Source organism: Glycomyces sp. L485, from assembly GCF_022548875.1.
Lineage (GTDB): Bacteria > Actinomycetota > Actinomycetes > Mycobacteriales > Micromonosporaceae > Glycomyces.
Genome location: NZ_JAKZEW010000037.1, coordinates 1 through 22,909 on the forward strand (window position 1 = coordinate 1; position 22,909 = coordinate 22,909).

The window sequence follows — 22,909 nt, forward strand, 5'->3', positions numbered from 1 at the left end:
CCGGACAGGCACCAGCACCGGCCTCGCAGACCGCGACCGGGACCGAGACCGGGACCGGGACCGCGACCGGGTCCGGGAGCGAGCCCGAGCGCGACACCGGACCCGAGCGAGACTCCGCAAGGGACTCCGAACCGGGCTCCGGACCGGGCGGACGCTCCCGCCCCGAAGACGAGCACGCCCCCACACCAGCAACACCGCCAGCAGCAGCGGCCGCACCGGCGGCACCGGCTGCGGTGATGCATCTGGTTCACCCGGTGACGAATAAACCGCTGATCCCGGTGCGCTCGAACGTGATCGAAGATCCCATCCCGTTCTTAACCTGCCCGCCGCGGGACGCCGCGGCGGGGAAGGCGCCTCATACAGCCACCAGCTCGAAACCGGAAACGGCTTCGAGCAATTCCCCGTGCTCAGAGCCAGAACAGCAAACCCGAGCGGCCCGAGACTCCGTGCTCGACCGTCCCGAAACTCCGCACCTGGCCGTCCCGAACCGACACCCCCGCACAACCCCCAAAGCAGGCGCGATAGCTACGAACCGACACCACCACAGCCCCGCCGCAGCCGCCGAACCGGCCCCTAGAGTCCCGCTCCCGCTCCTGCTCCCCACGACCGGCCTCCGTGGCCGACGACCCGCCCCCGACCTCCACTCAGCTCTTTCGTCGCTGATCGATTGAAGCCCAAGCGAGAGGCACCGTGGAGCCGAAGACACCGCCTACCCGACTCCTGCCTCGTCATCGCCGCCGCTCTTGGCGCAGAGCAACCATCCGCCTGACACCGCTGCCGCCAACGCCCCCGCGGCCATTGCCGGGCTCCCCAGGTGTATGCACCCTCGGATCTCGTCTCTGAGACGCACTCTGACGAACAACCAGCGGGACTACCAGCCTTCTCTCCCTCACAGGAGAACCACTAGGCGATCCAGACATCCCAGCTGAGGCGGGCGAGGAGGCCGGTGACGACGAGGACCAGGACGATGCGGACGAACTTCGAGCCTTTGGCCATCGCGGTGTGGGCGCCGAACCAGGCGCCGGCGGTGGTGGCGAGGCCCATGGCGACGCCTACCTGCCACCACACGTGGCCCTGGATCGCGAAGACGACGAGGGCGCCGAGGTTGGTGGCGGCGTTGACGACCTTGGTGTGGGCCGAGGCCGTGACGTAGTCGAAGCCGAGGAGGGTGGTGAAGGCCACGGCCAGGAAGATTCCGGTTCCCGGGCCGATGATCCCGTCGTAGAAGGCGATGGCGACGCCGCAGGCGAGCATGACGGCGGCGGCTCGCCAGGCGGTGCGCAGTCTCGGCTGTGGTTCGAGGCCGAACTTCGGGCGGGAGACGACGAGGATGAGCACCGCCATGAGGACGGCGATGATGATGGGCCGCAGCGCCTCCGATGAGACGGCGGCGGCCGCGGCGGCGCCTGCGCCGGAGGCGCCCAGCGCGATCGCCATGGTCGGCCACAGCAGCCGGTGGTCGAGCTTGATCTTGCGGGCGTATGCGATCGAGGAAGTCGTGGTGCCGAACACGGAGGCGAGCTTGTTCGTGCCCAGAAGGGTCGCGACGGGCGCGTTCGGGAAGGCGACGAGGAGCGCGGGGAGAGCGACGAGGCCGCCGCCGCCGACGACCGCGTCGATCCAGCCGGCGAACAGCGCGGCGGTCACCAGCAGGGCGATCAGGGAGGCGTCTAGCTCAACGGGCACCGCAACAGCCTACTTGCCGCACGGCTAGTAGACACGCAGGTGTGATCATCAAGATGACATACAACGGTGTGTGAGTAGACGAGTTCTTGGTGTGCTACGCGTCAGCCGCGACACCGTCGAGTCCACCTCGATCGAATCGTCAGCGCGAGCACATGGAAATTTACTGCCGACTACACGGCTTCGCCCTTATCGATTGGGCAGAAGATCCACGCGTGAGTGGAGCCATATCGCCCTTCGGGCGCGACGGGTTCGGCCCGTGGCCGAATGACCCGGACGAAGCGGCGATGAGGCTCGGTTCGAATTCGGGGGCCGTTGCATCGGTGCAATAGCTTCGATTGCGGGATTGTGACATCGAAGAGAAAGTAGGAGCGATCCGTGGGTATGACAATGGCTTTCACCAAGGTGACGCCTGAGGAGCTCGCCTGGGCCGAGCGTCAGGACGACGACGCGATCGAGGAGTTCCTCTGGGCGAAGGAAGAGGTCGAGGAGGTCAGCGGCTATCTCGACAAGGCTGGGCGTGACCTACAGGAACTGTTCGACCTCGCCGGTCTCCGCGTGGACCTGCGCGAGGACGGTGAAATCATGGGTGATGGCATCTTTTCGTGGTCCAAGAAGCAGGTGGCGACAACCGCCGAGGCGCTTCGTTCGATGCCGTTCGAGCGCCTGGAGCCGCATCTCGACGCCGCCGACGAGTATGTGAAGAACTATTACGGCACGCTGGTGGCGTTCTTCGAGGACGCCGCGGCGTCCGAGGCGGCGGCGATCATGACGTACGGCTGACTCGGTCGCGTCACTGGTTCACGGCCTGCCCGGCCACGTCGAATCGGGCAATCAGCCGACGGGGCGGCGTGTACCGAGGGCTTGGCGGTACTGCGGGTGTCATCACGATAACGACACCGACACGCCGATCAGGTGAGGAACACGTGTCGGTGTGTAATCGTCTGGTATCAACAGGTCATGGATATGACGAAGCCCATGACTCACTTGGTGAAACGCGGCTACGAGTATACGTTCAGACCCGACGCTCAGCAGCGCCGGAACCTTGAGGAGACCCTCGAAGCGGTTCGGGCCGTTCACAACTGGTCGCTGTCGGTGTTCCAGAGCGAATGGCGGCGTCAGGAGGCGAAGATTTCGTACGCCGAGATCTCCTCGAAGCTGACCAAGTGGAAGAACCAGCCGGCGAACCGGTGGGTCAAGGCGTATTCGTCGGTGCCGTTGCAGCAGATCGCCCGGCAGCTCCACACCGAGTACCACGCGTTCATCAACGGGCGCCGCTCCGAGCCGATACCCAAGGAACACGGTGAGCAGCAGGTCCTGGTGTATTCGCGGGCCGGCTACTACCTCAAAGGCAGGGACGTGAAGCTCGCGAAGCACGCCGCGCCGCTGGCCATCGACTGGGGTCTGGAGCGACCCAGCCGCGACGACATCACCTCGATCACGGTGATCCGGGAGGACGAAGCCACCTGGAAGCTGCGGATCGTCGCCGAGGAGTTCGTGGAGGTGCCCCGCCAGAAGCCGCCGGAATGCGGCGAATGCGGCCGGACGCTGGAGGAGTGAGGCGCCCGGCCGGAGAAGCCTTTCGAACCCCGGCCGGGCGCGAGCCGACTCAGCGCGGCGTCGACAGGGGAGTCTGCGGCGCTGGGCCGTGTCGAGGAGCCGCGGCGGACCCTGGCGGCTTGTAGGGTCCGCCGCATGCTCTCGGCGTCTTTGTTACTTGCGGAGCTCGGCGACCGCGGCGGTGAGCCGCTTGCCGAAGCCCTCGTCGGCCTTCGCGAAGTTCGCGACGGCCCGCTCGGCGATGTCGTCGCGGCTGACCTTGGCGATGAAGCCCGACAGGTTCGCGATCAGGCGGTCCTTCTCGTCCTCGCTCATGAGCCGGTACAGGTTCCCCGCCTGGACGAAGTCGTCGTCCTCGGAGTGCTTCGGGGTCTCCCACTCTCCGGTCTCGCCGTTGACGCTCACCGGCGCCCACAGCGGCCGCCCGCTCTGGTCGGGGCCGCCGAACGAGTTCGGCTCGTAGTTCTTCTGGCCCTTGTGCCGGCCGTCGTAGTAGAAGCCGTCGCGGTTGCCGTTGCGCGCCTCGGTGGCGTGCGGGCGGTTCACCGGCAGGTGGTCGGCGTTGATGCCGACGCGGTAGCGGTGCGCGTCGCCGTAGGCGAACAGGCGGCCCTGGAGCATCTTGTCCGGGCTCGGCCCGATGCCCGGCACGAAGTGCGCGGGGGAGAAGATCGACTGCTCGACCTCGGCGAAGATGTTCTCGGGGTTGCGGTTGAGCTCCAGCTTGCCGATCTCGATCGGCGGGTAGTCCTCGTGCGGCCACACCTTGGTGAGGTCGAACGGGTTGAACCGGTAGGTCGCGGCTTCGGCGGCGGGCATGATCTGCACCTGCACCGTCCACGACGGGTACTCGCCGCGCTCGATGGCCTCGCGCAGGTCACGCTGGTGCGAGTCGGGGTCTGCGCCCGCGAGCTCGTCGGCCTCGTCCTGCTTGAGCGTCTTGATGCCCTGGTCGGTCTTGAAGTGGTACTTGACCCAGAACTGCTCGCCGGCCTCGTTGACCCACTGGTAGGTGTGGGAGCCGTAGCCGTTCATGTGCCGGTAGGACGCCGGGATGCCCCGGTCGCCGAACAGCCACGTCACCTGGTGCGTCGACTCCGGGCTCAGGCCCCAGAAGTCCCAGACGTTGTCGGCCTCCTGGCTGCCGGTGTACGGGTCGCGCTTCTGGGTGTGGATGAAGTCGGGGAACTTGATCGCGTCGCGGATGAAGAACACCGGCGTGTTGTTCCCGACCAGGTCGTAGTTGCCCTGTTCGGTGTAGAACTTCAGTGCGAACCCGCGTGGGTCGCGCACGGCGTCGGCCGCGCCGAGGTTTCCGGCGACGGTCGAGAAGCGCAGGAAGGTCTCGGTCTCCTTGCCCACCTGGGAAAGGAAGGCGGCCTTGGTGTACTTCGTGACGTCGGCGGTCACGGTGAACTTGCCGTACGCGCCGGCGCCGCGGGCGTGGACGACGCGCTCGGGGATGCGCTCGCGGTTGAAGTGCGCGAGCTTCTCCAGCAGCACCTGGTCCTGGATGAGCAGCGGCCCGCCAACACCGGCGGCCTCGCTCTGGTTGTTGTCAGCCACCGGCGCGCCCGACTCGGTGGTCAGCGGGCCTGCGGTGTTGTCGAACTGATCGCTCATGGAGCGCCCTCTCTCGCTGTGTTGCACCAGTGCCCGGCGGTCCGGAATGTGAAACGGGCCGGGGCTCCTGTCTTCGACTCGATCCTAGCTTAGACTTTGTCTAATGAAAGATCCAGTCCTAGGTAAGTGGTGCCGCGATGTTTCTGCTGCTAGAGTGGGATTCGACTCCGAAAGGCCCTGAGAGACGACCATGAGTGACCTCATTACCCGTCTGCGTCGGCACCAGTGGCGCATGACCCCGCAGCGTCGAGTGATCGCCGAGACACTCGACGGCGCTCATGTGCACTACACCGCCGACGAGATCCTCGAACGCGCCTGCGAGCGCATGCCCGAGATCTCCCGCGCCACCGTCTACAACACCCTCAACGAGATGGTCGCCCTCGGCGAGATCCTCGAACTCAACTTCGACGGACGCTCCAAGCGCTACGACCCCAACGCCGAGCACGACCACCACCACCTCATCTGCGACGGCTGCGGCGCCATGAAGGACGTCCACACCGTCGGCGACCCGCTCGACTGGCTCCCCGGCGACGAGCGCCACGGATTCGCCGTCACCGAGGCCTCCATCACCTTCCGCGGCCTCTGCCCGGAGTGCCAGCAGGCGGCGTGATCAAGCGCTGTCGCGCTCTAGTGTCACCTTTATGACGAAACGGTCAAAGACCGTAGATTCCCTTGACCGTCTCCGGACGGCTCCGCTACCGTCGGCAAGCTGCCTCGATCCAGAGATCAGCCGCGCACCCCCCTGCCGCGCAGCTTGTTTCAGCCTGCCTGCCTGAACGAAGGAGCCCCACGTGGACGGACTGCTCGAACAGATATTCACCGCCAACGACTACTTCTGGTGGTTCATCATCTTCCTGTTGGCGGGCACCAGCCTGCTCTACATCGTCCTCACCAGAGGCGTCCAGTTCCGACTCCTTCCGCAGATGTTCCGCGGCCTCAGAGAGCAGCCCGGCACCCTCCCCGACGGCCAGAAGAACATCTCAGCCTTCCAAGCCTTCGCCGTCTCCGCGGCCGCCCGCGTCGGCACCGGCAACATCGTCGGCGTCTCCGCCGCCATCGCAGTAGGCGGCCCCGGCGCCGTCTTCTGGATGTGGCTCATGGCCGTCGTCGTCGCCGCCACCGCCTTCGCCGAATCCACCCTCGCCCAGGTCTACAAGGAACGCACCCCCACCGGCTTCCGCGGCGGCCCCGCCTACTACATGAAACACGGCCTCGGCCTGCCCTGGGCCGGCGGCGTCTTCGCCCTCATCCTCATCCTCACCTACCCCGTCACGTTCAACATGGTGCAGGCCAACACCTTCACCGGCGCCGCCACCACCTCACTCGACAGCATGGGCGCCACCACCGGCGACCACACCGAGATCGTCATCGGCCTGATCCTCGCCGCCGTAACCGGCGCCGTCGTCTTCGGCGGCCTCAAGCGCATCGCCCACATCACCCAGCTCCTCGTGCCCGCCATGGCCGTCGTCTACCTCGTCATCGGCATCGTCGTCGTCGCCATCAACGTCGACCAGATCCCCGAGGCGCTCACCGACATCTTCACCTCCGCGTTCGGCTTCGAACAGTTCGCCGGGGCCACCCTCGGCACCGTCATCGTCCAAGGCGTGCGACGCGGCATGTTCTCCAACGAGGGCGGCATGGGCTCGGCCCCGAACGCCGGCGCCACCGCCTCCGTCTCCCACCCCGTCAAACAGGGCCTGACACAGGCGTTCGGCGTCTACTTCGACACGATCTTCCTGTGCACCATCTCGGCGTTCATCGTCCTCACCACCGGCCCGGTCTTCGGCGACCACGGCGACAACCTCGTCGCACTCGGCGTCGAGGCCGCCCTCGGCGGATGGGCCCTCCACGTCATGACCGCGATCCTCATGCTGTTCACCTTCACCTCAGTGCTCGGCAACTACTACTACGGCGAGGCGAACATCAAGTTCTTCTCCGACAACCGCATCAGCCTCAACGCACTCCGCGTCCTGGTCGTCGCCCTCACCTTCATCGGCTCCGTCGCCTCGTTCGGCACCGTGTGGAGCCTCGCCGACGTCACCATGGGCCTCATGGCCACCGTCAACCTCCTCGCCGTCCTCGCCCTCACCGGCGTCGTCGTCAAGGTCCTCCGCGACTACGACGCCCAGCGGCGAGACGGCCTCGACCCCGTCTTCAGCCGCGACCGCGTCCGCGGCCTCAAGGGCGTCCAAGTGTGGGAGACCACCGAGCACGACGCCGAAAAGGTGTAGAGCCCCAAACGGATCGAGCGGCCCCGGTCAGCACACCGTGGTCGCTCGACTGCGTCACGGGTCACCCGAAATGTGGCACAGCCATACGAAGACCCAAGACACCCGGCGGCCGCGCGACGCAGGTCGCTAGGCTCCCCCGCATGAGGCTGACGAAGGAACCCTGGAAATCCCCCATCTGGAACAGACGTCCGACGTTCCTGCACTCCAACCGGCCCCTCGCCCGGTACGTCGGACGCCCCGCCGCCGAGTTCCTCAAGATCGAACCGGCCGGCGGCATCGTCCTCCTCGCCTGCGCCGCCATCGCCCTCCTCTGGGCCAACTCCCCCTGGTCGTCCTCCTACGAGACCGTCTGGGGCATGGAGATCGCGTTCGACTTCGGCGGCTTCGAACTCCACCACAGCCTGAAAGACTGGATCAACGACGGCCTGATGGCGATCTTCTTCTTCGTCGTCGGCATGGAGATCAAGAGCGAGATCGTCACCGGACACCTCCGCCAGGTCCGCAACGCCGTCGCCCCGGTCGCCGGCGCCCTCGGCGGCATGGTCGTGCCCGCCCTCATCTACATCGCCTTCAACGCCGGCGGCGAAGCCGCCCACGGCTGGGGCATCCCCATGGCCACCGACATCGCCTTCGCAGTCGGCATCGTCGCGCTCTTCGGCAACCGCATCCCCTCCCAGGCGCGGATCTTCCTGCTCACCCTCGCCATCGTCGACGACCTCGGCGCCATCGCAGTCATCGCCGTCTTCTACACCGACTCCCTCTCCATGCCCTGGCTCATCGCCGCCGGGCTTCTCCTCGCAACCGCCGTCGTCCTGCGCCTGCTCAACGTCTGGTCCGGCCCCGTCTACCTCGTCATCGGCATCCTCGCCTGGGTCGCCATGCTCGAATCGGGCGTCCACGCCACCATCGCCGGCGTCGCCATGGGCCTGATCATCTCCTCCCGGCCCCTGCTCGACCCGACCGTCGCCCACAACACCGCCCAAGAGCTCGCCCAGGACGGCCTGACCGTCGCGGAGACCGAGCGGATCACGAAGCTCGTCAGGGAGTCCGTGCCGCCCACCGAACGGCTCCAGCACCAGTTCCACCCGTTCTCCTCGTTCGTGGTCCTGCCGCTGTTCGCGCTGGCGAACGCCGGGGTCGCGCTGAGCGGCGAGACGCTGGGCGCCGCGCTGGCGTCGGCGGCCACGCTCGGCATCGCGGCCGGGCTCGTGGTCGGCAAGTTCGCCGGGGTGCTGCTGGCGACCTGGATCGTCGTCAAGGCCGGCCTGGGCCGGCTGCCGGAAGGTACGTCGTGGCTGCTCATGGGCGGTCTAGCGGCGGTGGCGGGCGTCGGGTTCACCGTGGCGCTGTTCATCACCGAGCTGGCGTTCCGCAGCGGGGACGCGGCGATGCTGACCGACGAGGCCAAGATCGGCGTGCTCGGCGGCTCCCTCATCGCCGCGTGCCTGGGCGGTCTGCTGCTGCGGCTGGCCGTGCCCAAGCGCGGTGAGGCTCTGGAGGACGCGAACGAGGGGCGTTAGTCTTGGCTGACCGGTTTTCACGAGCGACTCGACCCTAGAGTGAGGACATCGCATTGGCTCCGCAGAATCTCATGTCCCAGCCCCCGGCCACCTTGCTTCCAGAGGACACCGAGGCCAGGAAGTACCTCGATGAGCACTCCCCTGAGGACACGGTCAGGAACTATCCGTGGTTCTGCGCGGCCTGGGCGCGGCTGGCCAGGAACGCCATCGAGGCCGGCGACGACGTGAGCGCGTACGCCTTCGCCCGGACCGGCTATCACCGGGGCCTCGACCAGCTGCGGCGCAGCGGCTGGAGGGGCCACGGCCCGATCCCGTGGGAGCACAAGCCGAATCGGGGCTTCCTGAAGTCGCTCTACCAGCTCTCCCGGGCGGCCGCGGCCATCGGGGAGGCCGACGAGGCCGCCCGCTGCGCGCAGTTCCTGCGCGACTCCGACCCGGCCGCCGCCGACGCCCTGACTTAGACGCGAACGCGGGGCGGCCCGCACGGCTTCGCCGTGCGGGCCGCCCCGCGTTCGTTCTCAAGTTCTGCGGTTCGTTCCCAGGGGCAAGGGCACCGATCATGGCAGGTCTGACCGCCGAGGATCGTGGACAGCGGCTGCCTACACGCGGAGACGGAAAAAGCCGGTGGAACCGCCCCCTGTGGTCCCACCGGCTCGCTCATGTCCCGCCTCAGGCGAGGGTGATGCTGCCGTTCTCCACGGTGATGTCGACTTCGGACAGGCCGGTCTCGGCCGGACCCTGGAGGAGCTCGCCCCCCATGTCGAACTGGGAGGCGTGGTTCGGGCAGATGATGACGCCGTCGGCGTCCGGGGCGTTGAGGATGGAGCCCTGGTGCGGGCAGGCCGCCGAGAATGCCAGGAACTCGTCGGCCGTCGGCTGGACCACGATGGTGTCGTCCACGACGATGCCGCCGCCGACCGGCACCGCCGAGGTCTCGGTCAGGGCCGCCCCGCCGCCCTCCGCGGCCCCGCTGTCGGTGCCGCCGGTCGGTTCGTCGCCGGAGCCGCCGGCACTGGAGTCGGAGGGTTCGGCCGTGCCGCAGGCGGCCAGCGCCCCCGCGGCTCCGAGTGCGGCCACGCCGCACATGATCCCGCGCCGCGAGGCGAGGACCCGCTGCGCGATGGCGCGGCCGTTGTCGGTGTCGGTCATTCTTGCTCCTCAATCTGCTGTCACTCAGAGTTGCGGTGTAACTGCCGCTATGTGAGGTATGGGGGAGGCCATCCCCTTTAGGCGGCCATGGCGGTAACACTACGCGCCGACAACGAGCTTGTCATGTGCAGAACTCGTATTTCAAAGAATTTTGTTGAAGACTTGATAAAACTCCCAGGGATCGAGCAATCAGCATCCGTTGGACCTCGTTGGTCCCCTCGCCGATCTCGAGGATCTTGCAGTCCCTCCAGGCGCGGGCGACGGCGGTCTCGTTCATGAAGCCGTAGCCGCCGAAGATCTGGGTCGCCTCGCGGGCGTTCTCGACCGCGGCCTGGGAAGCGTAGAGCTTCGCGATCGCCGCGTCGGTGCCGAAGGCCTCGCCGGCGTCGGCCCGCTCGGCCGCGTCCTGGTACGCCAGCCGGGCCGTGTGGGCCCGCAGCCGCATGTCGGCGAGCATGAACGCGATCGACTGGTTCGCCGCTATCGGCTTCCCGAACGCCTCGCGCTCCTTGGCGTGGGCGAGGGACTCGTCCAGGCAGCCCTGGGCCATGCCGGTCGCCAGCGCTGCGAGGGCCACCCGGCCGGAGTCGAGGAGCTCCAGGAACTGCGTGAAGCCCCTGCCCCTGACGCCGATGAGGTTCTCGGCGGGGACGCGGCAGCCGTCGAAGTACACCGGCCGCGTGTCCGAGGCCCGCCAGCCGACCTTGGAGTACTCGGGGCCGATCTCGAGCCCGGGGGCCCCGGGCTCGACGGCGATGCAGGAGACCTCGTCGGGTCCGGTGGCGGCGGTGGCGACGATGAGGTCGGTCATGGCGGTGCCGGCGTTGGTGATGAAGCACTTCGCGCCGTCGATCACCCAGTGGTCGCCTTCGAGTCGGGCGCGGGTGTCGGTGCGTCCGGCGTCGGTGCCGCCGCTCGGTTCGGTGAGCGCGAAGGCGCACAGGCCCTCGCCGGCGGCCATGCGGGGCAGCCACCGCTCCTTCTGCTCCTCGGTGCCGTACTTGGCGAGGCCTTCGGAGCCGAGGGTCACCGACGCCTCGACGGTGACGGCCACGGAGGAGTCGACGCGGGCGATCTCCTCCAGGGCGAGGCAGAGCATGAGCAGCCCGGCTTCGGCTCCGCCGTACGCCTCGGGCAGCGTCACGCCGAAGACGCCGAGCTTTCCCAGGTCGCGGACGAGGTCTGCGGGGAAGGCGCCCCGCTCGTAGTAGTCGCCTATGACGGGCCTGATCTCCGTCTCGGCGAACTCCCTCACCGCGGCGGCGAATTCGGCCTGCTCGTGTGTGAGTCTCATAGCTCCTCCTACACCGGTGTTATCGGATGTCTGCGGTCGGCGAACCGGCGGTCCTTGTGGGACAGTCGGCGGTAGCGTGCGATGAGGTCGGACCTGAGGTCGGCGGCCTCGAGGACGTCGTCGACGACGAGTTCTCCGGCGAGGCGCCGCAGGTCGACGTCGGCCTCGTACTCTTCGCGCCGGTCGGCGATGAACCGCTCGCGTTCGGCCTCGTCTTCGATCAGTGCGATCTTGTTGGCGTACACGGCGTTGACGGCGGCTTCGGCGCCCATGACGGCGATCTTCGCGGTGGGGAGGGCGAGGACGGCGTCGGAGCCGAACGCGGGTCCGGCCATGGCGTAGAGGCCGGCGCCGTAGGCCTTGCGGACGACGACGCAGACCTTCGGGACGGTGGCCTCGGCGACGGCGGCGATCATCTTGGCGCCGTGTCGGATGATGCCGCCCTTCTCGAATTCGGCGCCGACCATGAACCCGGGGACGTCGGCGAGGAACAAGAGCGGCACGTTGAACGCGTCGCAGGTGTTGACGAACCGGGCGGCCTTGTCGGCGGAGTCGGAGAACAGGACGCCGCCGCGCACGCTCGGGTTGGAGGCGACGACGCCGACGGGGCGGCCGTCGAGTCGGGCGAGGGTGCAGATGAGCTCTCCGGCCCATCTGGCCTGCACTTCCAGTACTGAATCGCGGTCGACCAGGCCGTCGATGAAGTCGTGCATGTCGAACGGCGTGGATTCGCCCGGCGGGACGAGGGCGGCGAGGTCGATGTCCTTCGGGGGTCTGGCGGCGCGGGCCGGGGGCGGCTGCGTCCAGTTCGACGGGAGGTAGGACAGCCACCGGCGGATGGAGGCGATCGCCTCGTCTTCGTTGCGGCACAGGAAGTGCCCAACGCCGGATTCCTCGCAGTGGATGCGGGCCCCGCCCATGGCCTCCAATGTGGTCTGCTCGCCGGTGACCATCTCGACCATGCGTGGGCTGCCGAGGTACATGGAGGCGTTCCCGTCGACCATCGCGACGACGTCGCAGAACGCCGGGATGTAGGCGCCGCCTGCGGCCGAGGGCCCGAACAGCGCGCAAGCCTGGGGGACCTGACCGGAGGCCCTGACCTGCTCGTGGAAGATCCTGCCGGCGCCCCTGCGGCCGGGGAACAGCTGCACCTGGTCGGTGATGCGCGCCCCGGCGGAGTCGACGAGGTAGACGATGGGGTGCCGCTCGAGCTGGGCGGCCTCGATGGTCCGGATGATCTTCTCGACGGTCCTGGCGCCCCATGAGCCGGCTTTGACCGTGGAGTCGTTCGCGATGATGCGCACCGGCCTGCCTTGGACGGTGGCCGTTCCGCACACCACCCCGTCGGCGGGGAGCGCCGGGTCGGGGTTGGCCCACAGGGCGTCCTCGGTGAACGAGTCGAGGTCGGCGAGCCGACGGATGCGTTCGCGCGCGTGGTACTTGCCCGCCGCGGCGGCAGCCTTGTGGTACTTCTCGGCGCCTCCGCGCGTGATGCTCTCGCGTTCGGCACGGTAGTCCACGATGCGCGCCCCTCTCCAAGACCCGGACCTTAACGATCGTTAAGGTGATTTCATTGTGTCGCGAGAACCACCCGCTGTCAACGACTTCGGGACACGCATACCCTCGAAGGACCGTCCCCCGCGCGGCGAAGCCTGCGAGCCGCGATCGGCACCGCCTTCCGGAGACCCATGAGCACCGACACCAGCGAGACCGCCGCTCCGCCGGCGACGCGCGCCCCTCGGCCCGCCAAGCAGTTCCTTCCCGAGATCGAAGGGCTGCGCGGCCTCGCCATCGTCGTCATCGCCGTCTACCACGTCTGGTTCAACCGCGTCTCGGGCGGCGTCGACGTGTTCTTGCTGCTCTCGGGATTCTTCATCACCGCCAGCCTCGTCCGCGCCGTCGAATCCGGCAAGGGCATCGGCCCCGTCCGCTACGCCGCCCGCATCGTCCGCCGCATCTTCCCGCCCGCCCTGGTCGTCGCCGCCGCAACGGTCGCGATGACCGCGATCTGGCTGCCACGCGCCACCTGGAACCAGCAGCTCGGCGACATCCTCGCCTCCGCGCTCTACGTCGGCAACTGGCGCCTGGCCGAGAACGCCGTCGACTACCTCTCCTCGAACAACGGCGCCAGCATCGTCCAGCACTACTGGTCGCTCGGCATCCAAGCCCAGTTCTACCTGCTGTGGCCGCTGCTCATCGCCGCCTGCGCCTGGATCGGGGCCAGGACCGGTCGGAGCGTGCGGGCCGCGCTCGCGCCGGCCCTGATCGCCGTCTTCGCCTCCTCGTTCGCCTTCGCGATGTGGGAGACCGCCGACGACCAGGCCTACGCCTACTTCGACACCCGCGCACGCCTGTGGCAGTTCGCCCTCGGCGGCCTCCTCGTCCTGGCCCTCCCGTACCTCAGGCTCGGGCGCCGCGCCGGCGCGATCCTCAGCTGGAGCGCCGTCGCCGCGCTCCTCGCCTGCGGGATGCTCCTCGACAGCACCTACTTCCCCGGCCCCGCCGGGCTCTGGCCCGTCGCCGCCGCGGCCGCCGTCATCGCCGTCGCCACCGCGCAGCCCGGCGCCGGAGCCGGAGGCCTGCTGAACTCCCGCCCGCTCCAAGGCCTCGGCAGACTGTCGTACACCCTCTACCTGTGGCACTGGCCGGTCCTGGTCTGCTACCTGACCGCCACCGGCCGCGACACCGCCACCCTCGCCGGCGGCCTCGGCGTCATCGCCGCCGCCACCGCGCTCGCCGTCGCCACGCGCTGGCTCGTGGAACTGCGCCTGCCCGCGACCGGCTGGGGCCAGAAGACCGCCCGCGGCGCGGCCGTGCTCGGCGCGGCGAGCCTCGCGCTCGTCCTCGCCGCCACCGGCGCCCTCGCCGGCTACATCGCCTACGAACGCGACCGGCTCGACCCCGCAGGCGCCGACGCGAGCCTGTACCCGGGCGCCGCCGCTCTCGCCGAGGGCCCCGCGGTGGAGGCGGCCGACTTCATCCCCTCCACGCTGGACGCCGCCGACGACCGCGACCCGGGGCTCTCAGACGAGTGCAACCAGTCCATGGAGGGCTACGAGCTCGTCCGCTGCGACTTCGGCGCCGACGAGGGCACCGCCGCGGCGACGGTCGTGATGTACGGCGGCTCGAAGATCTGGCAGTGGCTGCCGGCCGTCGAGGCCGCCGCCGAGCGCCAGGGCTGGCACGTGGTCACGTTCATCAAGAACGCCTGCATCATCGCCACCGAGCAGCCGAACATGGACCAGGGACGCTACCGCTCCTGCGCCGAGTGGAACGACGACGCCGTCGACGCGATCGTCGAGATCGAGCCGGACCTGGTCTTCACGTACGGCTCGCGCGTCGGCTACGACGCGGTCGAATCGTTCCCGGCGTACACCGAGCGATACGCGCAGCTGCGCGAGAGCGGCGCGGCGATCGTCGCCGTCCGCGACACCCCCAGCCCCCGCTTCGACATCCCCACCTGCGTCGACCTCGACGGCCCGGCCTCATGCGCGGTCGACCGCGACTCCTACTACCCGGACCCGGACGCCTTCGACCGGCTCGACGTCCCCGACGGTGTCCACAAGGCCGACCTCATCGACTACATCTGCACCGCGGTCGACTGCCCGCCGGTGGTCGGCAACGTCCTCGTCTACCGCGACGACGCCCACCTGACGAACACGTACGCGGCGACCCTCGCCCCCTATTTGGAGGTAGAGCTCCTCGCCGCGCTGAACGGCTAGGCGACGACGGCGTCGAGGGCGATCTCGACCATCTCCGAGAACGACTCCTGGCGCTGGTCGGCGGGCAGCTCCGTGCCCTTGAGGATATGGTCGGAGATCGTGCACACCGCCAGGGCCCTGGCCTTGAACTTCGCGGCGAGCGTGTAGATCGCCGCGGCCTCCATCTCGATCGCCAGGATCCCGTAATCGGCCAGGAGCGCCTCGACCTCGGGCGCGTCGGTGTAGAACGTGTCCGAGCTGTAGAGCTGCCCCACCCTGAGGTCGATGCCCCGCGCCTCGGCGGCGTCGACCGCGGCGCGCAGCAGACCGAAGTCGGCGACCGGAGCGTAGTCGACCACGCCGGAGAAGCGGATCCGGTTCATGCTCGAGTTCGTCGACGCCCCGATCGCGGCCACGACGTCGCGCAGCTCGATGTCGGCGTGGACGGCCCCGGCCGAGCCCACCCGCACGAGGGTCTCGACGCCGTACACGTCGAGCAGCTCGTGGACGTAGATCGACGCCGACGGCTGGCCCATGCCGGTGCCCTGGACCGAGACGCGCCGGCCCTTGTATGTGCCGGTGAAGCCGAACATGCTCCTGACCTCGGAGTAGCACACCGCGTCGGTCAGGAAGTTCTCGGCGATCCACTTCGCGCGGAGCGGGTCGCCGGGCAAAAGGACGCTGTCGGCGATGTCGCCGGGCTTGGCGGAGATGTGCGCTGTCATGGCGCCAGCATGCCATAAACATCCCATGAATTCCCCGAGAGTACGTGTGAGTCAGATCCCGCGATACCCGCTTGCCGCTCCGCCGCATCGATCCGGTAGCCTTTTCGGCGGTGGCGTGTCCGAGCGGCCGAAGGAGCTCGCCTCGAAAGCGAGTAAACGTTCACGCGTTTCGTGGGTTCAAATCCCACCGCCACCGCCAGCCAGCAAGAACGGCGGGCCTTCCGAATCGGGAGGCCCGCCGTTCTCGTCTCGAGTCTCAATCGTGGGTCTCCCACCGCCAGCCCGGCAGAGGCCCCTTCATCTTTCCCGTCGTCGCGGCCCGTCGCCGCCGCATACGGGCACAGCCCGTCTAGGCTGTTCTGGTCATGCGGTGTCGACAAAGGGGGGACTGGAGTGAGGCGAACCTCCACGGTTGCAAGGATCTTCAGCGGGATCCTCATCGCCTGCTCACTGCTCTTGGCGGCCATGCTGCTCGCCCACCGGTTCATCCCCAACCGCTGGTACAACCTCGGCAGCCTCATCGAGACGTTCCTGCCGTGGTTCGGCCTGCTCATCCCGCCGCTGGTCATCCTGGCCGCGATCCGCCGCAAACCGCTCGCAATCGTCATCGCGCTGCTCCCGGCGCTCGTCTGGCTCAAGCTCTTCGGAGGTATCTTCTCCGACAAGTCCGACGGACCCGGCACCTTCCGCGTCCTGGCCCACAACGTCAACGCCGACAACAGCGAAACCGCCGCGACCGCCGAGTCGCTTCTGGCAGCCGAGTCCGACGTCATCGCTCTCGTGGAGGTCACCGACGAGCAGCTCGCAGCCTACGACGAGCTCCTGTCGGATCGCTACGAGCATTCGGCCGCCTACGGCACCGTCGCCATCTGGTCGACCCACCCCATCACCGAATCCGAGGAGATCGACCTCCAGCTCGGCTGGACCCGTGCCCTCCGCGCCCAGATCGACGTCGACGGCGAACCGGTGGCCTTCTACGTCGCCCACCTGCTGTCGGTCCGCGTCAGCTCCGAAGGCTTCACCTCCGACCAGCGCAACCAGACCGCGAATCTCCTCGGGGAGGCCATCGCCGACGAGGAAATCGACCGCGTCGTCCTCCTCGGCGACCTCAACGGGACCGTCCAGGACCGTTCCCTCGCGCCCATCACCTACCAGCTCCGATCGGCCCAGGCCACGGCCGGTGAGGGCTTCGGCTTCACCTGGCCGGCCGACCACCCGCTCGCCCGCATCGACCAGATCCTCTACCGCGGCCTCGACGCCACCGACTCCGAAGTCCTCGACGCCACCGCCTCGGACCATCTACCCGTGCAGGCCGACTTCGACCTCTGAGCCGTGCAACCACCGGGTCGGACGGACGCGTCTTGAAGACGTGAAGCAAGAAGACTCCACTCTGCTCCTGCCCGCCGTCGGCGACACGATGCTCCTCCCGCGCGTCGAAGACGCCGGCGAGACCGTGCGCGATGCGCTGATCGAGCTCGACGGTGTCGGCATGACCTACCCCGGCCCGCCCCCGGTCGATGCCCTCAAGCCCGTCCGACTGCGCGTCGACGCCGGCGAATACGTCGCCATCGTCGGCCCCTCCGGCTCGGGCAAGTCGACCATGCTCAACCTGCTGGGCCTGCTCGACACCCCCACCGCCGGCACCTACTACCTCGACGGCCTGGACACCTCCACCATGAAGGAGTCCAAGCGCACCAAGCTCCGCGCCGACAAGATCGGGTTCATCTTCCAGTCGTTCCACCTCATGGCCCACCGCACCGCCACCGAGAACGTCGCCATCTCCCTGGTCTACCAGGGCGTCCCGCGGCGCGAGCGCAAGCAGATCGCCCACGAGAAGCTCGAGTCCGTCGGCCTCGGCCACCGTCTCGACGCCCTGCCCACGACCCTGTCCGGCGGCGAGCGCCAGCGCGTCGCGATCGCCCGCGCCCTGGCTGCCGAGCCGAGCCTGCTGCTGTGCGATGAGCCCACCGGCAACCTGGACTCGAAGACCACCGAGACCGTCCTGTCCACCCTCGACGGTCTGCATGCCGAGGGCCTGACGATCCTCATGATCACCCACGACCACGAAGTGGCCGAGCGGGCCCAGCGGGCGGTGACGATCCGCGACGGCGAGCTGTCCGAAGGAAACAACGTCGCCGAGCACCTCGACAAGGCCTGATCCGCTCGCACGGCGCCGGGGCTTCGACACTGACGCGGCGATGACCCGCGCCACGCGGTTCGATTGCGGTGCACCAATTCGGGTGATTATAAGTAGGCTTATGGCGATTGTCTGCCTTGCGGCGCAACAGTCGTCGACGTGTCCACGGCGCGCCCTCCGGTTCGATCCGGTTCGGGTCGCCGCCCGTGCGCGCCACGCCCTCAGAGACGGAGAGCCTCGTCCCAATGAATTCCGCGCAATCGCCGACGCCCCGGACCTGGAACGGGCCGAGAGCGGCGTTCGACGACGACACGCTGCAGCTGCCCGTGGCCGCCCGGGGTCCGTACTCTCAGCGGACCGAGCCCGGGGTCAGGCCCGCCCCGGGAGCGCCGCCGGACCGCTGGGAGGGCACCGGCTTCCGCCCCGACATCCAGGGCATGCGCGCGATCGCCGTGATGCTCGTGCTGCTGTCCCATGCGGGCTTCGCGTTCGCAGCCGGCGGATACGTCGGGGTCGACGCGTTCTTCGTCCTCTCCGGGTTCCTGATCACCTCGCTGCTGATCAAGGAGGTCTTCGACACCGGCACGATCTCCATCGCCGGCTTCTACGCCCGACGCGCCCGCCGAATCCTCCCGGCCTCGACCGCCGTCACCCTCGTCACCGTCGTCGCGGTGGTCGCCTGGTTCCCCGTCACCCGGCTCGAAGAGGCCTTGCGCGACGCGTTCGCCGTGGTCGTCTACATGGTCAACTACCTCTTCGTCATCTCCAGCACCGAGTACCTCAACGCCGACGCGATGCCGTCGCCGTTCCAGCAGTACTGGTCCCTCGCGGTCGAGGAGCAGTTCTACATGGTCTGGCCGCTCCTGCTGCTGTGCCTGCTGCTGGTGGTCCGGCGCGTCCCCCGCAAGGCCCTGACCGCCGGTGTCGTCTTCTGCGTCGCGATCATCGTCGTCTCGCTGGCCGCCTCGGTCCTGGTCACGCAGGCGTCGCAGCCGACCGCCTACTACGCCACCCACACTCGGGCCTGGGAACTGGCCGCCGGGGCGCTGCTCGCGCTGACTCTCCAGACCTGGAAGCGGACTCCGCGCGCGGTCGGCGTCGCGCTCGGCTTCGCCGGCCTCGCCGCCGTAGCCGGTTCGGCGTTCCTGTTCGACGAGGGCACCGCCTTTCCCGGATACGCCGCGGTCGTGCCGGTCACCGGCACCATGATGCTCATCGTCGCCGGAACCGCGCAGGGAACGAACCCGGTCTCGTCGCTGCTGTCCACCGCGCCGTTCCAATACGTCGGCAAGATCTCATTCAGCCTCTACCTGTGGCACTGGCCGATCCTGGTGCTCGGCCCGCTCGCCATCGGCGTCGATTCCAGCCTGGCGCTCAATATCGCGCTGCTGGTCGGCGCGTTCGCGGTGGCGCAGTTCTCCTATGAGTACATCGAGACCCCGGTCCGCAACGCGCGCTTCTTGAAGGTCAGCGATTTCCGCGGCCTCGCCACCGGCGTCGCATGCTCCATCGTCGGGCTGGCCCTGATCCTCGGCATCGGCTTCGCCAGAGTCCCCGACCGCCCCGACCCTGTCGACCTGTCGGCCGTCGAGGCGGCCGAGGGCTTCGACGAGGTTCAGCAGCGCCTGCGCGAGGCCGCGGTCCTGTCGACGATGCCCAGCGCTCTCCTGCCCGCGCTCACCGGCGCGGTCCACGATGTGCCGAGCCTCTACGGCAACGGCTGCCACCTCGAATACGAGCAGGTCGGGATCCCCGACGACTGCGTCTTCGGGGATCCCGACGCCGAGACGACGGTGGTGCTCTTCGGCGACTCCCATGCCGCCCACTGGTTCCCGACGTTCGAGGCGATCGGCCAGGAGCAGGGGTGGCGGCTGCTCTCCCGCACCAAGAGCGACTGCACCCCTGTCTTCACGTCGGTGATGAGCGACCAGCTCGGCCGCGAGTACACCGAATGCGAGCAGTGGCGCCAAGCGGTCCTCGACGAGATTGATCGGGAGTCGCCCGATCTGGTCGTCCTGGCCACCACCGACGACGTCACGCTCACCGAAGGGCGCGTTCGCGAGTGGAAGAAGGGCTGGACGGACCTGATCGACCGGGCCGGCGAATCGGCCGGGGAGGTGGTGGCGCTGACCGACACGCCCCGATCTGACGGCGCCCCTGTCTCGGACTGCGTCGCGATCCACCAGGACGAGGTGCAGGTGTGCGCCCTGGACCAGGAAGAGGCAGTCGAGAACACCGACCTTCGAGAGGCGGGGATCGAGGTGCAGAAGGCCGAGGGCGTCACAGTGATCGACACCGTCCAGTGGCTGTGCGTCGACGGGGTCTGCCCGCCGATCGTTGGGGACATGCTGGTGCTCAGGGACACCAACCACATCACCACGCCGTACGCCAAGTGGCTTTCGAACGTCATGCTCGACGAACTGCCCGCCCTGTAGGCGCACTCCGGGCGCGGGACCGGACGAAGGCGGCGGGGCCGGTTCTTTCGAACCGGCCCCGCCGCCTTCGCCGTCGTCTCAGTCGTTGCCGGGTCCGCCCGGGAAGTCCGGGCCGTCTCCCGGGCCGGGCGTCTCGTCGCCGTCGCCCTCGTCGCCCCCGTCCTCCTCGTAACCGGAGCCGTTGGAGACGAGGATGTAGATCGGGCTGCCCTTCGGGGCCGAGCCGGTCACCGACGTGGAGAACGCCTCGCCCCGCTTGCATTCGGAGTCGAACCTGCCCGGGGAGACCGAGACGTCGAAGCCCGCCGAGGCCACTCTGGACTTGGCCGAGTCGACGCTCTCGCAGCCGATCCCGGGAATCGAGACGAGGTTCTTGCCGTTGACCATCTTGTCCGACGGCGCCGGCCAGTCCTTCTCGTCGAGGCCCTTGACCGCGGCCCTGAGGATGTCCACGCCGGTGCCGCGGACCTCATCGTGGAAGTCGGCCGCGAGGTCCTTGTGGGAGGAGCTGTCGGGGTCGCCGACGAACGTGGCGGTGGTGGCGTTCGGCGTGGAGGCCATGAACCAGTAGGCGCGGTCCGAGTCGGCGGTCCCGGTCTTGCCCATGATGGGCCGGTCGAAGCCGCGCGCCTCGCCGGCAGTGCCGCCGACGCACCGGCTCTTGGAGTCTGAGTCGTTGACCGGGCAGCGGGCCGCGCTGATCGCCGCGCGCGCCACGTCCTTGTCGACGACCTGCTCGCAGTCGGTCTCGGAGGCCTCGACCCACTCCTCGCCGTCGGCTCCGGTCACCGACAGCACCGGCAGCGGCTCGCAGTGCATGCCCTCGGCGGCGACGGCCGCGTAGGCCTCGGCCATGTCGATCGGGGTGGTGGAGTCGCCCATGCCGAGGGTGAACACGCCGTAGTTCGAGTCGAGGGACTCGTCGGCCTCTTTCTCGTCCTTGCCTTCGCGCGCCTGCTGCACGCCGGACTCTCCGTAGAAGGTGACGCCGAGACGCTCGGCCATCTCGACGGCCTTGGAGGTCCCGACCATCTCTTGAAGCTGGACGAAACCGGTGTTGGAGGACTTGCCGAACATCCCCCAGAAGTCGAGCGGCGGACCGGCCGAGTAGTTCTCCGTGGTGGGGCACCAGTTCCAGAACTCGTTGTTGTACTGGTCGACCTGCCGGTTGCATCTGACCTCCTCGTCGGCCGCCGCACCGACGGCGTACTGCGAGGTGTACTGCTTCGGCGAGGGCACCTTCATGCTCAACGGCCATCCCTCCTCGAGGGCCGCGAGCATGGTGAACATCTTGAACGTCGAGCCGGCCGGGAAGCCCGCCGACTCGTTGTTGCCGCTCAAGAGCGGGATCGTCGTGTTCGGATAGTTCGACGGGATGTCCTTGCCGTCGGATCTGGGCCCGTTGTCGATCTGGTCGAGACTGTAGACGCGATTGACGGCCATCGAGCGCACATGCCCGGTGCCGGGCGTGACCGTGACCGAGCCGAGCGCCCTGACGTCGTCGTCGTCGATCTCGTCGTGGATGGAGTCCATCGCAGACTCCTGCAGCTTCGGATCAAGGCTCGTGACGATCCTGTAACCGCCGCGTTTGAGCAGGCTGATGCGGTCGCGTTCGGTCTCGCCGAAGACCTCCTGGTCGCCCCACCAGCTCTTGAAGAAGTCGCAGAAGAAACCCCAGTCCGCGGTGGCGACGTCGACGCATTCGCTCCGGACTTCGCGCGGATTGAGGTCGAGCGGCTGCTCTTTCGCTTCGGCCGCTTCGGTTTCGGAGATGTATTCGAGCGTGGCCATGCGGTCGAGGACCCAGTTGCGGCGGTCGATGATCTGGGTGTCGTCGCCTTCGCCGTCGAGCAGTCCGTCGGCATAGGAAGGGAACTTCGGCAGCGAGGCGAGCGTCGCGGCCTCGTGGAGTTCGAGTTCGCCGGGGGGCTTGTTGAAGTAGGAGTAGGCCCCGGCTTGGACGCCGTAGGCCTGGTTGCCGAGATAGATCACGTTGAGGTAGCCCTGGAGGATCTCCTCTTTGGACATCGTCTCCTCGATGGCCATGGCGTACCTGGCTTCACGGAGCTTGCGCTCGTACGTGTCCTCGGACGCTTCGATGACTTCGTCGATGGTTGAAGCTGAGTAGATGAGGGTATTGCGTACGAACTGCATAGTGAGGGTCGAGGCGCCTTGCTGGCCGCCCCCCTGGTTCGCCACGGCGGCACGCACGATCCCGGCCCAGTCGACACCGGGGTGCTCGTAGAACTTGGAGTCCTCCGCGGCGAGGAGGGCGTTGATCATGACGGGGCTGACGTCGTCGAGGGAGACCTCGCGGCGGTTCTCCTCGTAGAAGGAGGTGATGAGGGTTTCACCGTCGGACGCGTAGACGTAGCTGGTCTGCGGCAGGGTCGGCTTGGTGAGCTCGGTGGGCAGCGACTCGAAGGACTCGATGCTGTTGCCGGCCACGATGCCCCCGGTCGCGAAGAGGGGGAAGGCCGCCGCCGCGGCGAGGACTCCCGCGAGCACTCCGCAGATGAGCAGGGCCAGGGCGTCCCCCAGGGGACTCCGATAGCGTTTCAACGTCTCCACCGCCTCAGATTAGAACGAGCGTTGCGATAGCAAGGGGCGCTTTGTTCAAGGGTGCCCGGCTTTGATACGCCGCGCTGAATGAGACGAGATGCCCTCGTCTCTCAATCGTTATTATCGCGAGGCGTCGTCGCAATCCTATCCACAGGGGTGAAGCCATCCCACAAAGTCCGATTTTCATCTCGGAGAGTAGTCAAACACTTACAAGAGGTGTAGGGTCCGTTCTTGACGGCGACGTTGAGTGATCGCAAGATTACTTGTACGGAGTCGTCGGGGGGTATGA

Annotated in this window: 17 protein-coding genes and 1 tRNA gene; 11 read left to right on the forward strand and 7 right to left on the reverse strand. The window is 68.1% G+C overall.

What is annotated here, in order from left to right; genetic code table 11:
* Nucleotides 1–903: 903 nt before the first annotated feature.
* Nucleotides 904–1,686, reverse strand: a complete 783-nt coding sequence (locus L0U85_RS16080; RefSeq protein ID WP_241378773.1) for a TSUP family transporter — start codon at nt 1,684–1,686, stop codon at nt 904–906.
* A gap of 387 nt (nt 1,687–2,073) precedes the next feature.
* On the opposite strand from L0U85_RS16080, the gene L0U85_RS16085 reads away from it, so the two are divergent.
* Nucleotides 2,074–2,466, forward strand: a complete 393-nt coding sequence (locus L0U85_RS16085) for a DUF1877 family protein (RefSeq protein WP_277605911.1) — start codon at nt 2,074–2,076, stop codon at nt 2,464–2,466.
* A 195-nt stretch (nt 2,467–2,661) separates the two neighbouring features.
* Entirely contained in the window at nt 2,662–3,243 is a 582-nt protein-coding gene (locus L0U85_RS16090; RefSeq protein ID WP_241378775.1) for a helix-turn-helix domain-containing protein, read from the forward strand.
* A 153-nt stretch (nt 3,244–3,396) separates the two neighbouring features.
* Here the strand turns inward: L0U85_RS16090 and L0U85_RS16095 are convergent, their stop codons facing one another.
* Complete coding sequence (locus tag L0U85_RS16095; RefSeq protein WP_241378776.1) at nt 3,397–4,866, reverse strand: catalase; 1,470 nt, start codon at nt 4,864–4,866, stop codon at nt 3,397–3,399.
* Nucleotides 4,867–5,056: 190 nt separating this feature from the next.
* On the opposite strand from L0U85_RS16095, the gene L0U85_RS16100 reads away from it, so the two are divergent.
* From L0U85_RS16100 to L0U85_RS16115, 4 genes are all read left to right on the forward strand, one after another.
* On the forward strand, nt 5,057–5,476 hold the full coding sequence (locus L0U85_RS16100) for a Fur family transcriptional regulator (protein ID WP_241378777.1): 420 nt from the start codon (nt 5,057–5,059) through the stop codon (nt 5,474–5,476).
* A gap of 181 nt (nt 5,477–5,657) precedes the next feature.
* Nucleotides 5,658–7,097 carry an alanine/glycine:cation symporter family protein gene (locus L0U85_RS16105; RefSeq protein WP_241378778.1) on the forward strand — a complete coding sequence of 480 codons (1,440 nt, stop codon included), beginning with the start codon at nt 5,658–5,660 and terminating at the stop codon, nt 7,095–7,097.
* A 140-nt stretch (nt 7,098–7,237) separates the two neighbouring features.
* Nucleotides 7,238–8,617: a Na+/H+ antiporter NhaA gene (gene nhaA, locus L0U85_RS16110; protein WP_241378779.1), complete on the forward strand. Its 1,380-nt coding sequence runs from the start codon at nt 7,238–7,240 to the stop codon at nt 8,615–8,617.
* A 71-nt stretch (nt 8,618–8,688) separates the two neighbouring features.
* A complete protein-coding gene (locus tag L0U85_RS16115) occupies nt 8,689–9,078 on the forward strand; it encodes a DUF3151 domain-containing protein (protein ID WP_347177464.1) in 390 nt (129 codons plus the stop codon).
* A 208-nt stretch (nt 9,079–9,286) separates the two neighbouring features.
* Here L0U85_RS16115 and L0U85_RS16120 read toward each other — a convergent pair whose 3' ends face one another.
* The 3 genes from L0U85_RS16120 to L0U85_RS16130 all read right to left on the reverse strand — a co-directional run bounded on the left by L0U85_RS16120 (nt 9,287) and on the right by L0U85_RS16130 (nt 12,580).
* Complete coding sequence (locus L0U85_RS16120; RefSeq protein ID WP_241378781.1) at nt 9,287–9,766, reverse strand: Rieske (2Fe-2S) protein; 480 nt, start codon at nt 9,764–9,766, stop codon at nt 9,287–9,289.
* A gap of 121 nt (nt 9,767–9,887) precedes the next feature.
* Nucleotides 9,888–11,060 carry an acyl-CoA dehydrogenase family protein gene (locus tag L0U85_RS16125; protein WP_241378782.1) on the reverse strand — a complete coding sequence of 391 codons (1,173 nt, stop codon included), beginning with the start codon at nt 11,058–11,060 and terminating at the stop codon, nt 9,888–9,890.
* Between the two features lie 8 nt (nt 11,061–11,068).
* Nucleotides 11,069–12,580 (reverse strand): acyl-CoA carboxylase subunit beta, encoded by a 1,512-nt coding sequence (locus L0U85_RS16130; RefSeq protein WP_241378783.1) that lies wholly within the window; start codon nt 12,578–12,580, stop codon nt 11,069–11,071.
* A 168-nt stretch (nt 12,581–12,748) separates the two neighbouring features.
* Between L0U85_RS16130 and L0U85_RS16135 the strand changes: the two genes are divergently transcribed.
* Nucleotides 12,749–14,782, forward strand: a complete 2,034-nt coding sequence (locus tag L0U85_RS16135; protein ID WP_241378784.1) for an acyltransferase family protein — start codon at nt 12,749–12,751, stop codon at nt 14,780–14,782.
* On the opposite strand, the gene deoD is transcribed toward L0U85_RS16135, so the two are convergent.
* Nucleotides 14,779–15,486, reverse strand: coding sequence for a purine-nucleoside phosphorylase (gene deoD / locus L0U85_RS16140; protein ID WP_241378785.1), 708 nt, complete (start codon nt 15,484–15,486; stop codon nt 14,779–14,781). The genes L0U85_RS16135 and deoD overlap by 4 nt on opposite strands.
* 109 nt (nt 15,487–15,595) lie before the next feature.
* Here deoD and L0U85_RS16145 point away from each other — a divergent pair.
* The 4 genes from L0U85_RS16145 to L0U85_RS16160 all read left to right on the forward strand — a co-directional run bounded on the left by L0U85_RS16145 (nt 15,596) and on the right by L0U85_RS16160 (nt 20,058).
* Nucleotides 15,596–15,685, forward strand: a tRNA-Ser gene (locus L0U85_RS16145).
* 194 nt (nt 15,686–15,879) lie between these two features.
* Nucleotides 15,880–16,815 (forward strand): endonuclease/exonuclease/phosphatase family protein, encoded by a 936-nt coding sequence (locus L0U85_RS16150; protein WP_241378786.1) that lies wholly within the window; start codon nt 15,880–15,882, stop codon nt 16,813–16,815.
* Nucleotides 16,816–16,903: 88 nt separating this feature from the next.
* The gene (locus tag L0U85_RS16155; protein ID WP_347177465.1) at nt 16,904–17,644 is read left to right on the forward strand and encodes an ABC transporter ATP-binding protein; all 741 of its coding nucleotides are present in this window, start codon (nt 16,904–16,906) and stop codon (nt 17,642–17,644) included.
* Nucleotides 17,645–17,868: 224 nt separating this feature from the next.
* Nucleotides 17,869–20,058 carry an acyltransferase family protein gene (locus L0U85_RS16160; protein ID WP_241378788.1) on the forward strand — a complete coding sequence of 730 codons (2,190 nt, stop codon included), beginning with the start codon at nt 17,869–17,871 and terminating at the stop codon, nt 20,056–20,058.
* A gap of 78 nt (nt 20,059–20,136) precedes the next feature.
* Here the strand turns inward: L0U85_RS16160 and L0U85_RS16165 are convergent, their stop codons facing one another.
* Nucleotides 20,137–22,629 (reverse strand): transglycosylase domain-containing protein, encoded by a 2,493-nt coding sequence (locus L0U85_RS16165; RefSeq protein ID WP_241378789.1) that lies wholly within the window; start codon nt 22,627–22,629, stop codon nt 20,137–20,139.
* Nucleotides 22,630–22,909: the final 280 nt, after the last annotated feature.

Excerpts from the sequence above, each read along its gene's own strand:
- L0U85_RS16085 (WP_277605911.1), top strand. The coding sequence starts at position 2,074 with ATGGCTTTCACCAAGGTGACGCCTGAGGAGCTCGCCTGGGCCGAGCGT.
- L0U85_RS16090 (WP_241378775.1), top strand. The coding sequence starts at position 2,662 with ATGACTCACTTGGTGAAACGCGGCTACGAGTATACGTTCAGACCCGAC.
- L0U85_RS16095 (WP_241378776.1), bottom strand. The coding sequence starts at position 4,866 with ATGAGCGATCAGTTCGACAACACCGCAGGCCCGCTGACCACCGAGTCG.
- L0U85_RS16100 (WP_241378777.1), top strand. The coding sequence starts at position 5,057 with ATGAGTGACCTCATTACCCGTCTGCGTCGGCACCAGTGGCGCATGACC.
- nhaA (WP_241378779.1), top strand. The coding sequence starts at position 7,238 with ATGAGGCTGACGAAGGAACCCTGGAAATCCCCCATCTGGAACAGACGT.
- L0U85_RS16115 (WP_347177464.1), top strand. The coding sequence starts at position 8,689 with ATGTCCCAGCCCCCGGCCACCTTGCTTCCAGAGGACACCGAGGCCAGG.
- L0U85_RS16120 (WP_241378781.1), bottom strand. The coding sequence starts at position 9,766 with ATGACCGACACCGACAACGGCCGCGCCATCGCGCAGCGGGTCCTCGCC.
- L0U85_RS16125 (WP_241378782.1), bottom strand. The coding sequence starts at position 11,060 with ATGAGACTCACACACGAGCAGGCCGAATTCGCCGCCGCGGTGAGGGAG.
- L0U85_RS16135 (WP_241378784.1), top strand. The coding sequence starts at position 12,749 with ATGAGCACCGACACCAGCGAGACCGCCGCTCCGCCGGCGACGCGCGCC.
- deoD (WP_241378785.1), bottom strand. The coding sequence starts at position 15,486 with ATGACAGCGCACATCTCCGCCAAGCCCGGCGACATCGCCGACAGCGTC.
- L0U85_RS16155 (WP_347177465.1), top strand. The coding sequence starts at position 16,904 with ATGCTCCTCCCGCGCGTCGAAGACGCCGGCGAGACCGTGCGCGATGCG.
- L0U85_RS16160 (WP_241378788.1), top strand. The coding sequence starts at position 17,869 with ATGAATTCCGCGCAATCGCCGACGCCCCGGACCTGGAACGGGCCGAGA.